General features: G+C 27.2%; 13 protein-coding genes. 3 read left to right on the top strand and 10 right to left on the bottom strand.

Annotated features, from left to right (window positions below; all coding sequences use genetic code 11):
• Positions 1-109: 109 nt before the first annotated feature.
• The 4 genes from ACI48P_RS10965 to ACI48P_RS10980 form a co-directional block, all read right to left on the bottom strand.
• Complete coding sequence (locus tag ACI48P_RS10965; protein ID WP_475215608.1) at positions 110-1,741, bottom strand: hypothetical protein; 1,632 nt, start codon at positions 1,739-1,741, stop codon at positions 110-112.
• A 3-nt stretch (positions 1,742-1,744) separates the two neighbouring features.
• Positions 1,745-2,530, bottom strand: coding sequence for an ABC transporter ATP-binding protein (locus tag ACI48P_RS10970; RefSeq protein ID WP_475215610.1), 786 nt, complete (start codon positions 2,528-2,530; stop codon positions 1,745-1,747).
• 23 nt (positions 2,531-2,553) lie between these two features.
• Positions 2,554-3,078, bottom strand: a complete 525-nt coding sequence (locus ACI48P_RS10975) for a GNAT family N-acetyltransferase (protein WP_475215611.1) — start codon at positions 3,076-3,078, stop codon at positions 2,554-2,556.
• A 366-nt stretch (positions 3,079-3,444) separates the two neighbouring features.
• On the bottom strand, positions 3,445-4,155 hold the full coding sequence (locus tag ACI48P_RS10980) for an AIM24 family protein (protein WP_475215613.1): 711 nt from the start codon (positions 4,153-4,155) through the stop codon (positions 3,445-3,447).
• A 218-nt stretch (positions 4,156-4,373) separates the two neighbouring features.
• Here ACI48P_RS10980 and ACI48P_RS10985 point away from each other — a divergent pair, with 218 nt between their 5' ends.
• Positions 4,374-4,736 (top strand): hypothetical protein, encoded by a 363-nt coding sequence (locus ACI48P_RS10985; protein WP_475215615.1) that lies wholly within the window; start codon positions 4,374-4,376, stop codon positions 4,734-4,736.
• A 206-nt stretch (positions 4,737-4,942) separates the two neighbouring features.
• Here ACI48P_RS10985 and ACI48P_RS10990 read toward each other — a convergent pair whose 3' ends face one another.
• Together ACI48P_RS10990 and ACI48P_RS10995 are read right to left on the bottom strand one after the other, a co-directional pair.
• Complete coding sequence (locus ACI48P_RS10990; RefSeq protein WP_475215617.1) at positions 4,943-6,316, bottom strand: MATE family efflux transporter; 1,374 nt, start codon at positions 6,314-6,316, stop codon at positions 4,943-4,945.
• Between the two features lie 104 nt (positions 6,317-6,420).
• Positions 6,421-7,344: a LysR family transcriptional regulator gene (locus ACI48P_RS10995; protein ID WP_475215618.1), complete on the bottom strand. Its 924-nt coding sequence runs from the start codon at positions 7,342-7,344 to the stop codon at positions 6,421-6,423.
• A gap of 421 nt (positions 7,345-7,765) precedes the next feature.
• Between ACI48P_RS10995 and ACI48P_RS11000 the strand changes: the two genes are divergently transcribed.
• The gene (locus ACI48P_RS11000) at positions 7,766-8,119 is read left to right on the top strand and encodes a hypothetical protein (protein WP_475215620.1); all 354 of its coding nucleotides are present in this window, start codon (positions 7,766-7,768) and stop codon (positions 8,117-8,119) included.
• A gap of 35 nt (positions 8,120-8,154) precedes the next feature.
• On the opposite strand, the gene ACI48P_RS11005 is transcribed toward ACI48P_RS11000, so the two are convergent.
• Positions 8,155-9,333, bottom strand: a complete 1,179-nt coding sequence (locus ACI48P_RS11005; protein ID WP_475215623.1) for an NAD(P)-dependent malic enzyme — start codon at positions 9,331-9,333, stop codon at positions 8,155-8,157.
• A 319-nt stretch (positions 9,334-9,652) separates the two neighbouring features.
• Between ACI48P_RS11005 and ACI48P_RS11010 the strand changes: the two genes are divergently transcribed.
• Positions 9,653-10,654 carry a Gfo/Idh/MocA family protein gene (locus ACI48P_RS11010; RefSeq protein WP_475215625.1) on the top strand — a complete coding sequence of 334 codons (1,002 nt, stop codon included), beginning with the start codon at positions 9,653-9,655 and terminating at the stop codon, positions 10,652-10,654.
• A gap of 106 nt (positions 10,655-10,760) precedes the next feature.
• Here the strand turns inward: ACI48P_RS11010 and ACI48P_RS11015 are convergent, their stop codons facing one another.
• The 3 genes from ACI48P_RS11015 to ACI48P_RS11025 form a co-directional block, all read right to left on the bottom strand.
• Positions 10,761-12,779 carry an ATP-dependent DNA helicase gene (locus ACI48P_RS11015; RefSeq protein WP_475215626.1) on the bottom strand — a complete coding sequence of 673 codons (2,019 nt, stop codon included), beginning with the start codon at positions 12,777-12,779 and terminating at the stop codon, positions 10,761-10,763.
• Between the two features lie 146 nt (positions 12,780-12,925).
• Positions 12,926-13,438 carry a CarD family transcriptional regulator gene (locus tag ACI48P_RS11020; protein ID WP_475215628.1) on the bottom strand — a complete coding sequence of 171 codons (513 nt, stop codon included), beginning with the start codon at positions 13,436-13,438 and terminating at the stop codon, positions 12,926-12,928.
• A 171-nt stretch (positions 13,439-13,609) separates the two neighbouring features.
• Positions 13,610-14,698, bottom strand: coding sequence for a glycoside hydrolase family 10-like protein (locus ACI48P_RS11025; RefSeq protein WP_475215630.1), 1,089 nt, complete (start codon positions 14,696-14,698; stop codon positions 13,610-13,612).
• Between the last annotated feature and the right edge of the window lie 213 nt (positions 14,699-14,911).

Here is a 14,911-nt window from a genome sequence, read left to right on the forward strand (position 1 = left end):
AAAAAAGGATTAGCAATGATATATCACTAGCTAATCCTTTTTTATTGTTATTCTTTTTTGAAAATACTAAATTTTTATTAGTACTTGCATTTTAATAATTTATATCTAACTATTCAGCCTTAAAAGTTTTCTTCCAGCTTAATGCTATTACTACACAAAGTAAAAGAGCATACCCTAATGTAAATATAGTATTTTTCCTAACTAGATAATGACCTAGCGCTAAAGCTCCAACAAAGAACATTGACTTAAATACTACTGATACATCAGAAGTTGTACCACCTGTTTTATGAGGTTTCGAAAAAGGTAAAAACTTTTCGTTAACTCCTACAGTAAACATTGCAATCAAAATATTTACTAAAAGTATTATTACTAAATGCTTTATTACACCTAACTTAAATATAAATATAAATCCTATTGCAATTATACCAAATACGCTAATTACAAGCTTATAAACCGATGCTTTAAACATTCCTGAATATATTTTAGATTTATCTTTAATTGGTAGTACTTCATATATCCAACTGCCCTCATATTCTGATGAATATTGGATCATGTTTAACACATTTTGACTTATGGCAACTCCAAAATAAGCTGATAAGAATATAGGTGAATCTTTTAAGCTATCTATATATTGAGGTATACCTTGCTTATCATAAGACATAATTATCATTAAAAATGGCATAAATGCAGCCATTGCTAGCGATGGATAAACTCTAGTTTTGAATTCTCTATCTTTGCTTAAATTATCTGAAACGAAGTTGAAGAAAATCCTTTCTTCTCTATCTTTACATACAAGTTTACTTATTCTGTAAGTAAAGCTTTCTTTATTATTTTTACTTTTATATGTGTTATCACTTAGCTTTTGCAAACTAGATTCAAATCTAGGAACATTCTTAATATATAAGAAGATAGATATTATAGGAACGATAATTGATAATACTCTAAGTCCAATTATTATGTTATTCGTAGTTCCTCCCTCTAATATACTAAAATTAGATGCAAACCACATAGGTGGCAATAATAAATTCCACCACTTTGGCTCATATATTATTTGAAAATCTATAAAGTTAAATGACTGTCCTACAACCTGAAAACCTAATGTAAAAACTAATAAAAATCCTATTTGGAACATATTTAATATATCTTTAAGCTTTTCTCCACTAAATAATTTAATAATTATAAAGTACATAAGTGCGGTTACAATAATCATAAATATATCTATTAATATTATACTGATAAATAATAACGCAAAAAAAACTACACCATATCTTAAAGATGTTATTAATGTAAGAGCGGATATACTTAAACTTAACAATGAAATATATATAAATATATGTGTTATCTTTGCTGCATTTAATGTTTTTAAGTCTACACCCTTAGTTCCTATTATATCTTTATCATGTATATCTAATATTACTGTTGAAAAATCAGATACAAAGCTTGTTAAAATCATTACCATGAAAAATCCAAAATAATAACTCATTTTAATGACAGGACTAATATCTAATAGCATTATTGGTATACCAAATACTCCTATTATTCCATAAACTATAAGAGAAGAATAGAATGCGTTTTTTTCTTTTTGACCCTCTTCAAAACTAGTAAAACTATTTCCTACTCGCCTTCCATCCATCGTAAGTTTAGCTTGAACTATTAATCTCATAATTTTGTAATCTATTCCAAGCATTTCATAAAAAATTTTAAAAACATCTATAATTTTAAGAACAAAAAATTCCTTCATAAGTTATACCTCTTTTACTATTCTTACAAATTCATTTGAAAGCTCTGTATGTTCTTCAAAACCTGTTATTTCATTAAAAATTTCTTCTAGGGATCCTTCAAAGTTTGCATTTTTTATTTCTTCAAAATTACCATCACAAGCTATACTTCCATTATTAAGTACTATTATTCTATCACTTATCTTCTCAACAACTTCCATAATATGAGATGAGTAGAAAATAGTTTTTCCATCTTCTTTAAGCTTTGTAATTATCTCTTTTATTAATAAAACACTATTAGCATCTAATCCACTTAGTGGTTCATCTAAAAATAATATATCCGGATTATGTAAAAGAGCACTTATTATTACAACCTTCTGCTTCATTCCTTTTGAAAAAGATGACAGCCTAGAATCATATGCTTGATCTATTCCTAAACATGCCATAAGCTTTAAGGCCTTTTCATCACATACTTCATAATCTAGACCATATAATTGACCTATAAAAGTTAAATATTCTTTTGCAGTTAGACTTTCGTATACTTTAGCTATTTCTGGAACATATCCAATTTTTGATTTATATTCTTCATCAATTTCATTTATATCTTTATCAAATATCTTTACGCTACCTGTGAAGCCTTTTACTAAGCCTAATAATATTTTTATTGTAGTACTTTTCCCAGCACCATTAGGACCTATGTAACCTATTATACTTCCCCTATAAATATCTAAGTTTATATTTTTTAGAACCTCTTTTGAACCATAATTCATACAAAGGTCTTTAATTTCTATAATTTTATCATTGTTGTTCATATTTCCCCTCCAAATATTTTATATTATTCAAAAAATGCTTTAGAATACTCAACTATCCCTTTAATATTTTCTAAGCTTCCATGCTTTAATTCTAATACCATAAAAGCTTCATCTGGTACCTCAAATGGAGAGACTATTTTATAGTTACTTGCTTTTTTGAATCCAAATCTAGGATAGTACTTATCGTGTCCAAGTACTATAATAGAATCATACCCTAATTCTTTTGAGTTTTTAATTGCAGTATTTATTAATAAATTGCCAATGCCTTTTCCTTGGTAATTTGGCAAAACTGAAACTGGAGCTAAAGCTAAAGAATCATGTGAAACTTCTTTATCTACTATTTTTATCTTGGTTAACATTATATGACCAACTATCTTTCCATTATCTGTAGCTACCATTGATAGCTCTTTTATGAATTCATCACTTTTTCTTAGTCTATTAACCAAATTTTGCTCATCATGATCACTTAATTCCTCATTTCTAAAAGCTTCTTCAATCACTTCATATACTTTATCATAATCTTTTTCATTTTCTTCTCTAATTATCATTTTGCTTCTCCTTGCTTTAAGAATACAGTAATATATAAAACTAGGCTATTTAATAAAAATTAGCCTAATTTTATCTTAATACTAATTATATCTATTTACAATAGATTAGTACAAATTAAGCAAATCATCTAGATCTATGCTGATTCCAAACTTATCAAGTGATTCTTTTCTATTATTATGTAATTTTTCTATTATGCCTTTTGTTCTTCTACTACAGCTAGATGTATTTTCCTATGACCATTGGGACATAAAGAAACTAAGTTATCGGAAACATCTAAGCTATATTCAAATTATTCCTGATGATTTAATGGTATTAAATGATGTGCTTAAACATAATTTTGTTATGATTTACCACTCCTCTTTTAATTAATCAATACTTAATCTAAGTCCACCTGATAAATTTCTACTATTAGGTTGAGCTTGCGTATTAAGTCCTGATAATCTTTCTGATGGCTGTATTATTACAATTTGTCCATCTTCTACAAATTCCATGTGATAAGATTCACCTGATGTTTGCCCTATAAAAGTTTTCCAAGATAGTTGCGCTACCTTTGCATAAGGTTCTCTTCCTGTCCATGCTACTAATGCATCTGGATCTACACAACATGGTCCCTCTAATATTAATGGATTCCCATCAGTTATAATTGCTATTTCTTGTGCGACTCTAGTTCTATTTTCTAAATATGTAGTAAATAATCCTTTTTGTGATAATACTCCTGAACCTATAAACTTCACACTATAGTCTAGTTCATCAGAGAAAGCCAATAAATTTTCACTTTCTACTGATATAGAACTTCCTGGATCTATATTTATAACATCAACGTGATATGCATTTTGAGCTAGATATATCTCACCACTTCCCTCTACAGTCATTAATGGCATTTGTTCACCAGTTATTGCCCTTTGAGCATATCCTAATAATGCTCTTCCTATACCTCCTCCATTACTTGGACCTAAAATCATTTTTTCAAACTTAAAGTTTCCTTTATAAGCTACCATTGCCCCTTTTTTAGCAAAGAATCTTCCTTTTCCTTTCGCAATACACATTAATTCATTAGTAACATCGAATTTTATCATATTATTTATATTGCTATATATTAAGCAATATTGACCTCCCACCATATCATTTTTATAACTACTTTTAATTATACACTATGATTTCTGTATTTTTATAAATATAAGAACATTTATGTATACATAAAACACAAATTTACAATTCTATAGTATAATAAGAATGTTATTTTTATACATAATAATAACTAATACTAAATATCTTAATATGAAAAGGTGAAAAAATGGAAATATTAGAATTTGATGACTTAAGCTTATTTAAAAAAATAGCTTTAGATGAAGAAACATTAATGATTTATAGTAAATGTGGTAAGTATAGTTTCTATATTAATTTCAAAGATGAAATAAAAGGAGTAGACTACTACGAACTGGCTATTGCTACTCAAAGTTCAAGTGGGTACATAAATAAGTCTGGAAATGCAAAAGTTATAAAACAAGCAGTCATGGATACATTAAAGGGAATTGAAATAAAAGAAGAAAAATCTCCAAAAGCAAAGATTACAGCTAAGGCAAAACCTGCTAATAATAAAAAACAAAACGATAATAGCAAAGTTCCTTTCTTTGCTAAAAAGCGTGGACGCAAGTAATCCCTTTTAATTGACAAATATACATTACTTGCTACTCTAATAATTAATTTGAATTATCAAAGAGACACACATCATGTTATCAAGAAATAAAAATAATAAAAGTAAATTATAAGCTATTAGCACTTATGGTTTTGATCAATATAATCAAATACAAAATTAAAGATAGGATACTTAAAATCCTATCTTTTTGGCTTTTTCAAACATTTCTAATTTTGTAAAGTCGGTTCAAATTTATGCTTTTTCATTAAAAATCTATTTGTACTTGTAGCATAGGATATTGTTAAAGCTAAAGTACATAAGTCTGCAGTTGCTTGAGTTAATATAACACCATTTATACCGAATAGTTTCGGCAGTATTAATACTATAGGTATAAAGAATATTCCTTGCCTTGCAGTACCAACTATTAATGCCTCTTTTGACATTCCTAATGACTGATAAAGTGCTGAATATAACTGTATGAATCCTAGTGCTGGATACATTAATATACCTGCTCTTAAGGTTTTAACACCTATCTCTATAACTTTAGGGTCATTACTAAAGATATTTATTGCTTTCTCTGCAAAAACCATAAGAAAAACTGTTGCTAATGTAGAAAATATTGTTGTTCTTTTTATTGATATTTTTATAGCTCTATTTAATTTCTCATAATTTCCGGCACCATAATTATAACTCGCAATTGGCTGGAATCCTTGATTATATCCTATTACAATGAAAAGAACTAATGAAGAAACCTTTAAAGATATTCCAAGAGATGCTATAAGTTCTTCTCCATAAGGTTTTGACACAACATTTAAAATTCCCATTGATATACTTATTAAAGCTTGGGTTAAAAAAGATGCCATACCTACTGAAGTTATTTCATTTAGTATTATTTTTGAAAAACAATACCCTTTTATATTTACCTTTAAATATCCTTTTTTCATTATATAATATGATGCTAATATTATTACTGAACAAAGCTGACTTATAACTGTAGCAACTGATGCTCCAACTATTCCCATATTAAATGTAAACATAAATATAGGGTCTAAAACTATGTTAATAATTGCACCTATACCAACAACTGTAGCACTAAACTTAGTATTTCCTTCTGCTCTTATCATGCTTGCAAGTGTAGGCATAATTATAGGTAGAATAGATGCTATAGCTATAGGCATTGCATATCCTTTAGCATATTCCATTATCATATCTGTAGCACCTAAAAGCCTTAATATTTGTTCTAAAAATATTGTTGCAAATATACTTATAATAGCACCTACTAATAAACCTAGTACAACTGCTGTTGATGCTACCTTATTCGCTTGTTCTTTGTCATTTGCTCCAAGTAATCTTGCTATATATGAAGATGATCCTACTCCTATCATTTGACCAACTGCATTAATTAATATTAATAAAGGAAACACAACAGATACAGCAGCCATAGCTCCTGTATTATCTAACATCCCAACAAATGCTGTATCTACTATATTATAAACAGCACTTATTACAGATGCCACGATACCAGGTATAGCAAATTTCCATATAACTTTTCCTATATTTTCATCTTCCATTATTTTAGTCTTATCTTTGACTAAACTCATTATAATCTCAACTCCTAACTTAATTTTATATAAATATTCTATCAAGATTAGGAATTTATAGTTAATATATATCTTTTATAGCTAGTTATATGTAAAATATATAACTAGCTATTTTTATCTTTTAGGTAATCTATAACTTTATCTAAAAATATTCTTGCTTCATCTGAAATTTCTTCTTTTTTTCTTCTTAGCCAGCCAATTTTAAAATACACACTATCATCCTCAAAAGGAATTGCTTTTATATCATTAGAACTTTCAACAAAACTACTCCACTTGAATCCAAATGTATATGAATCTGTTGATAATATAAAACTTGTTAGACTTTCTTTATCATTTAGATATATATTTTTATTTTTATTTAAAATATTTAAAGTATCTAGTTCAATACTATTTGCCACAGATGAGGAATCCTCTTCTCTTAGTTGAACATGTGCATAATCCTTTAAATCCTTTGATGATACTATTTTATTATTGTATAGTGGACTTTTAGGACCTACGCATATATACATACTGCTTTTTATTATTTCATTAAATTCGAGTTTATTTATATTAAGAGCATTTTTCCAAAGTCTTTCTTGAATATTTGATACAATTAATATTCCTATTTCTGATTCCATATTAGCCACATCTTTTATAATCTTTTCTTTGTAAGTTTCTTTTAAAGATATTTTTATATTTTTAGAATCTATATTATTATATATTTCACTAATAATATTTCCAAAATTAATAATCTTAGCACTAGATACTTCTAGTATAAATGATTTTTCTTTTGAAAAATTCAAATATCTACTTTCTAAATTATCAACTTGATGTAATACATATTTTGCATGGCTTAAAAACTCTTTCCCATCTTTTGTAAGTTCAACACCTCTATTAGTTCTATTAAATATTTTTATTCCAAATTCCTCTTCTAAGCTTATAATCGCGGTGCTCAAATTTGGTTGGGATATGAATAAGCTTTGTGCTGCTTTATTTATCGATTTTTTTTCTGCAACTTCAACTACATATTTTAACTGATTTAGGTACATTAAATCTCCTCTTTTTGTTATTATCTATAACTTTTCTTTATTATATTATCTAATCACCAATTTTTTATTATTCAATATTATAGATATATTTATAATCAAACAATATTATACTTTAATACTATTTTAACGTAAATAATCCAAATTATATATCTAATTAAAACAGTCTTTGCTAAAATATAAAGCTTTATTAAATAAAACAAGCTAATTTAACACTTATATTAGCTTTTTATTCTACATTATGATAGATATTTTAACTACTAATACTATATGTTAATTTATTACACTTTAACCTATGTAACTACACATCAACTTTCTGGTTTTAAATTATATTTCTAATGTAGTAGAATTATATATAGATTAAATTATACTTATATTTTATAATTAACAAGTAATAACTGAAACTAAATTAGAGGTGATATAAATGAATAAATATAAAAACTTTGTGGAAAATATTTTTGAAAATACGCCAGAATTCATGATCATTAATGAAAATAATGAAGACTATCTTATTTTAGACCGATTAGTTAATTCTTTAAGTGATAATGCTATGACTTGGTTGTTTAAGGTCTACTTAGAACAACAATATAATATTTTACATAATGATAAATTCACACTTTATATGAGATCAAAGTACAAAGACTTAAACTTACAAGTTCTAGATTTTAATGGTAATTTATTTTTCAATATAGATGGTCTTTGCGCTATAATAATGGAATTGGAATCCGTAAACCAAGTAGTTTATAATAAACAAGAATTAAGCTTCAAATTAGTATAAAAATGGTACCTGATTTTTCAGATACCATTTTTTAATTATCTATTTAATTTTGATATTCCACTTTCAACAGCTACTCTAGCAACTTCTTTAGCTACTACATCAGCTACTCTTTTATCAAAAGCACCAGGTATTATATAATCTTCATTTAATTCTTCATCAGATATTATTGATGCTATAGCTTTAGCTGCAGCAATCTTCATTTCCTCTGTTATATCTGTAGCGCAAACATCTAATGCCCCTCTAAATATTCCAGGGAATACTAATACGTTATTTATTTGGTTAGGGAAATCAGATCTACCTGTTGCAACAACTCTAGCTCCACCTTTTTTGGCTTCATCTGGCATTATTTCTGGTACTGGATTTGCCATTGCAAATACTATAGCATTATCTGCCATTGTAGAAATCATGTCACTACTTACACAGTTTGGTGCTGATACACCTATAAATATATCTTTTCCTTTAATAATTTCTTCTAAAGGTCCTCTTTCATTATTTTTATTTGTTATCTCAGCCATATGTACCTGGGCTTCATTCATCCACTCTTCGCCATTTGCTACAGCTCCTTCAATATTCACAAGTACAGCGTTACCTACTCCAAATTGTAGTAATAACTTACAAATAGATATTCCAGCTGAACCCGCTCCATTTATTACTACACTAACATCTTCTATTTTCTTTCCAACTAATTTCAATGAGTTTAATATTCCAGCCGCAACTACTATTGCTGTACCATGTTGATCATCATGAAAAACTGGTATATCTAATTCTGCTTTTAGTCTTCTTTCTATTTCAAAGCATCTTGGTGCACTTATATCTTCAAGGTTAATACCACCAAAGGTAGGGGCTAAGTACTTAACAGTCTTAACTATTTCATCTACGTCAGTCGTATCTAAGCATATTGGAAATGCATCTACACCTGCAAATTCCTTAAATAATATTGCTTTACCTTCCATTACTGGCATTGCTGCTTCTGGTCCTATATTTCCTAATCCTAAAACTGCACTTCCATCAGAAACCACAGCTACTAAATTTCCTTTAGCAGTATATTTATATACATCCGATTTATTAGCATGAATTTTTCTACATGGCTCTGCAACGCCTGGAGTATATGCAGTACTTAAATCATCTCTAGTCTCTATCCTAACTTTAGATATAATTTCTACTTTACCCTTATTATTTTCATGCATTTCTAAACTTAATTTATTATAATCCATAAGCTCATCTCCTAATCGTTGATTATTTTACTATATTATTATTTTATCATAGTATTTAACATTTTCCAGTATTTTGCTACATATTAATTAATATTCATCAATATAATTCTCAATCTGACGAATATTACTTTATCCTTTCTTAAGATAATACGAATTCAAGTAAAATCATATCTTAATAAAATTTTATCATTTCTCAATTTTTTAAGAAATATTAAATTCCTTAGATACACTAAAAATACATAATATATACAAATTGTATAATCTTAGGATAAAATAAGATTATACACATTAAAACTTAACATAAGAAAGGATAATTATAATGGGGAAAGTAAAATTAGGAATTATAGGGAGCGGAAATATAGTAAGAAACTTTTTGGATGCTGCTAAAGAAGTAGATAGTTGTGAAATATATGCATTTTATTCTAGAAGCTTAGATATAGCTAAAGAATTCCAAAATCAATATGAAATACCAAATATTTATACAGACCTTGACGAAATGTCACAAAACCCAGAGTTAGATGCTATATACATTGCATCACCAAATGCCCTTCATTATAGTCAAAGCATTAAATTCTTAAAAAATAAGAAGCATGTTTTATGCGAGAAGGCCTTTGCTTCAAATAGTAAACAAGTAACATCAATGATTCAAGCCGCAAAAGACAATAATGTATTATTAATGGAAGCTATGAGACTAACAGTTGTACCAAACTTTTTACAAATAAAAAATAACTTACATAAGATTGGTAATATAAGAAGGTACTTCGCAAGCTACTGCCAATACTCTTCTAGATACGATAAATATAAAGAAGGAATAGTTCTTAATGCTTTTAAAAAAGAACTATCAAATGGTGCCCTTATGGATATAGGTGTTTACTGTATCCATCCTATGATTGCACTTTTTGGAAAACCTAATAAGCTAATAGCTAATTCTCATATGCTTGAAAGTGGCGTTGATTCACAAGGAACAGTAATATTTGATTATGATAATATGGAAGGTACTGTTATGTACTCTAAAATTAGTGACTCTGTATTACCTGCTGAGATTCAAGGTGAAAGAGGTACTATAGTAATTGAAAAAATTAATACATTTAGTAATATAAAGATAGTTTATAGAGACGGTTCTATCGAGGATTTAACTGTCCCTCAAAAAGAAAATGATATGTATTATGAAATAAATGAATTTATAAATTTAATAAAAGAAAATAAAAAATCATCTAACTTAAATACACTTGAAAATTCAAAACTAGTTATGGATATAATGGATGAAGTGAGAAATCAAATTGGACTTGAGTTCCCTGCTGATTTTGAAGACATAATATAATATATTAAATTATTTTAATAAAAAACAAGGTTGTTAAGTATTATATTGACAACCTTATTTCTTTACTATTTGCATTTTTATAAACATGATTATTACATAATATATATTATTTTGCAATTTCTTTTTTTGCAACAAACTTTTTTATATCATTTATATTGTTACTTTTATTTTTTATTGGCAATGAATCAAAAACAATATCTTTATATCTACTCTGTGAATTATCACCTAATCTAGAATCTAATATTCCTACTATCCCCTTATCTTCATGTTTTCTTATAAGTCTTCCTACACCTTGTCTAAGCTTAACTATCATATATGGTACACTAACTTCCATTAAAAAGTCTTTGCTTGTACTTCTTTTATATTCAATAATAGGGTCTGGAACTGGAAAAGGTAATCTAAATACTATCAAATTACTTAGCGCCTTACCTGGTACATCTATTCCTTCCCAAAAAGCACCTGTAGCTAATAACACTGAATCTATATCTTTTTTAAATTCATCTAAAATTTCATCTTGAGAAGACATTTCGCTTTGTCTTAATAATTTATATCCTAAGTTTTTAGATTTTAATATTTTATAAACATCATTCAAATCACTTTTAGCTGTAAATAATATTAAAGCTTTTCCTTTAGTAATTTCTAATAATTTTACTATTTCCTCACTACCTTTTTTTATAAAATCATCTCTTTCATAAGTCGGATGTGGCATTTTTTCAGCATAATATATCATTGCATTTTCATTATATAAGAATGGCGAAAACTTTTGTTGGGCCAAAAAACCTTCCTCAGAATTAAAACCAGTATTTTTAATAAAATATTCATATCTATCTTCTTCACTACCTTGATTTTTGTCAGCTATAGTAGCAGAAGTTAGTATTGTAGTTTTAGTTCTATCAAAATAAAGTTTCTTTATTTCTTTATAAATATTTTTAGGACATGAAAAAATTTCTATATTTCTATTTTTCTCTAACCAAAACAGATTGTTGCTATTATTATTTAATAAATTATCTAAAAAGTTATCTAAATCTTCTAGCTCTAAAATTATATCTTCGCTTAAGCTGCTATCACTATAAAACTGAACTTTCTCATAAACAGCTTTAATGCTATTTTTTAATTTTATTACCATATTTTTTATTTTATCTTCCTCTAAGAAAAATCTTTGCATATCATTATTTTTGAAGGTTTCATTTTTTAATAGTTGCTCTTTGATCATAATATTAAGGTTATTAAATATGTTATTTAATATATCATTAATTATATATAATTCTTCATTTAAGCTATTTTTTATATTAGCTTTCTTAATAGTTCCTCTAGCATCTTTTAACAAATTCTTAATCGAATTTTTAGTATAAGACTCTACTAATGAGTTTCTAACCTTATCTTCTAAGTTATGGGCCTCATCTATAACTATTAAATCAATCTTTTCGCTTAATAAGCCCTTATGACCTTTTTTAAGTTTTTGAAAATGTACGGTTAATAAGTCTTGATTACAAAGGATAACACCACTTGTTTCCACCATATTTTTTCTTAGGCTCATAAATCTACAAGTCTTATAATATTCACATTTGCTGTGGTCCGTTGCTTTTATACATACATCTTCCCACAAATCATCAGTAATTTCCATATTAATATTTTTTCTATCCACTACTCCATTTCTTATGTACTGATATAATACCTCTTCATCTTCACTTAAATCATATCTTTCTTTATAGGCTTTATCTGCCCTGTTTTTACATGCAAAGTGAGTCATACCTTTAGCAAGTACTATCTCAGGCCTATGCTTTATGTATGAAGAAATCTTTTTTACATCTTTAATTAGCTGTTCTTGTAGTGCAATTGTTGATGTTGCTATTAATATAGGTTTATTAAATAACATATTATAATAAAGTAGCGGAACAATGTATGCATATGATTTACCAATACCTACCCCAGCTTCTACAATTGTATGTTTTTTATCTTTAATACTATAGCAAATATCAAGTGCCATATCTTCTTGGCCTTCTCTTTGCTCAAAACCTAATCTTGGGATTTCTTCCATAAAAAAATTCCATACTAATCTTTCTAATTCATCGTACTGATCAATTTTTTCTTTTGATTTAGTTTTTTCTTTTGTAAACCAGAACATGTCATCCTCCTATTCTAGGCATAATATATTATATTACCATAAAGTTTGCATATTATTAGCAATTACTTACTAAAGTTATAAAAATATTATTTTATAAAAATAAAAGCGGTTACTTTAATTTAGTAACCGCTTATTAATTAATATTATTAAATAAGATCGCTAGTTTGAGATATATTGTTTAAAATATATGGAGTTACTTCTTCTAAAGGTATATTTAATATTGTTGCAAATTCCTCATTTAATAACCTTTCAGCCAACTTCATAATATCAACATCATTTATGTATGATTTTTTCCCTATTTGATTTTTATGTTCTTTATCTAAATATACACTTTTTATTACCTTAATAAGTTCTTCTGTATTTGCACTTCTAACCATTGATTTAAATTGCTCGTTTCTTTGCCTTTCATCATCAATCCAAACAGTTTTTTTATTTGGCATATCATTAATTAAATTAGTTACCTCTTCATAAGATAGTATTTTTCTAATACTTATTTTTTCATTTTCTACTGGAATTTTAATTATAGTATCATTTGAATAAATATGACTTAATACATAATAGTCTTTTTCAGTATTATTAATAATATTTTCTTTTCTTATATCTATAACTTTACAGACTCCTGTCGTACCATACATTACATAATCATCAATTTTAAACATATTAATTTTCCCTTCTATATATAGTACCTGAAATATAATTAATTTAGGCCGTTCAAAAAAAGTAGTTTTGACAACAGGACTTGTGTTATCAAAACTACACGTTGTATTATTAGCTTACCCCTTTTTCTTAATTTAATGTAAGCAAAACATATTATAATTATATATTTTTTATTATGGCGTACTCGCAGTGCAATTATACACTTCCTTAAACTGGTCTACAACATTCCCTGTATTGTTTACAATATTACTTACACTATAAAATATACTTCCTCTTACTAAGTCATATTGTCTATTAATATCGATCTGCTTCTTTATTTCTCTCGCTATATCTTCATTATTTATATTTTGACCTATATATAAATCTACACTACTATCTTTTACAATTTCAGACCACCATTTTACCATTACTTCATAAGGTGTAGTTTTATTATCTATAGTCCAATATATTTGAGGTGATATATAATCAAGAATTTCCTCATCTACCCATGTTACACTATCTGCAAATACACTATAGTATCCCTCTAGATTCTTACTTTCTGAACCTTTAATATCACTACTCTTATTTTTCCATACCCCAAAAGGACTTACCCCAAATGAAACACAACTTCTAGTGGATTTTATTACTTTAAAAACTAGTCTTATCATATTATTTACAGCTTCTCTTCTGTTATTAGCAACTTCACCTTCTCTATCTTCACCCTCTGGCAAAGGATAGTCGTAAGGATAAAAATAATCATCAAAATGAATTCCATCTATATAGTAATTTTTAACTATCTCATACACTGTTGTTGCTATATAGTTTATAACTTCAGGATTTTCTGGATCATAAAAAAGTGAATTGTTATATTCTATAACCCAATCTGGATTTATTCTTGCAGGATGATTTTTTACTAAAACATTTAAATCTGTGCCTACAGTAGTTATTCTATATGGGTTTAACCAACCATGAAACTCCATATTTCTCTTATGCGTTTCTTGTATCATAAACTGTAATGGATCATATCCCGGATTTTTCCCTTGTGTTCCTGTTAAATACTGTGACCACGGATTAATTTTAGACTTATAAAATGCATCAGACATTGGTCTTATTTGCACTAATACTGCATTAAAGTTAAGATTTTCTAGTATATCTAAAAGTTCGATAAACTCTTCCTTTTGAGCTTCAATATCATCTAGTGTTTTAGGCCAATCAATTCCAAATAATGTGGTTATCCAAACACCCCTAAACTCACTTTTTTTACATTCGCTTCTATATTTCATATGCCCCCCTTATAGACCTGATTAAGCTTTTATAATATAAATATGTTACTATTTATTAATTTGTGACCTATAGTTTATAAGTTGGATTTCGCTTAAATATCTGCGTATTTATGTTACTTAAGTACATTATTGCATACAAATTATCAGCTATTATTGTTTCCTTATTGCTCAAAAAAATAGGAGGTAATCCTCCTATTAAATATCAATTTTACA

Source organism: Romboutsia sp. LXY-2 (genome assembly GCF_056171995.1).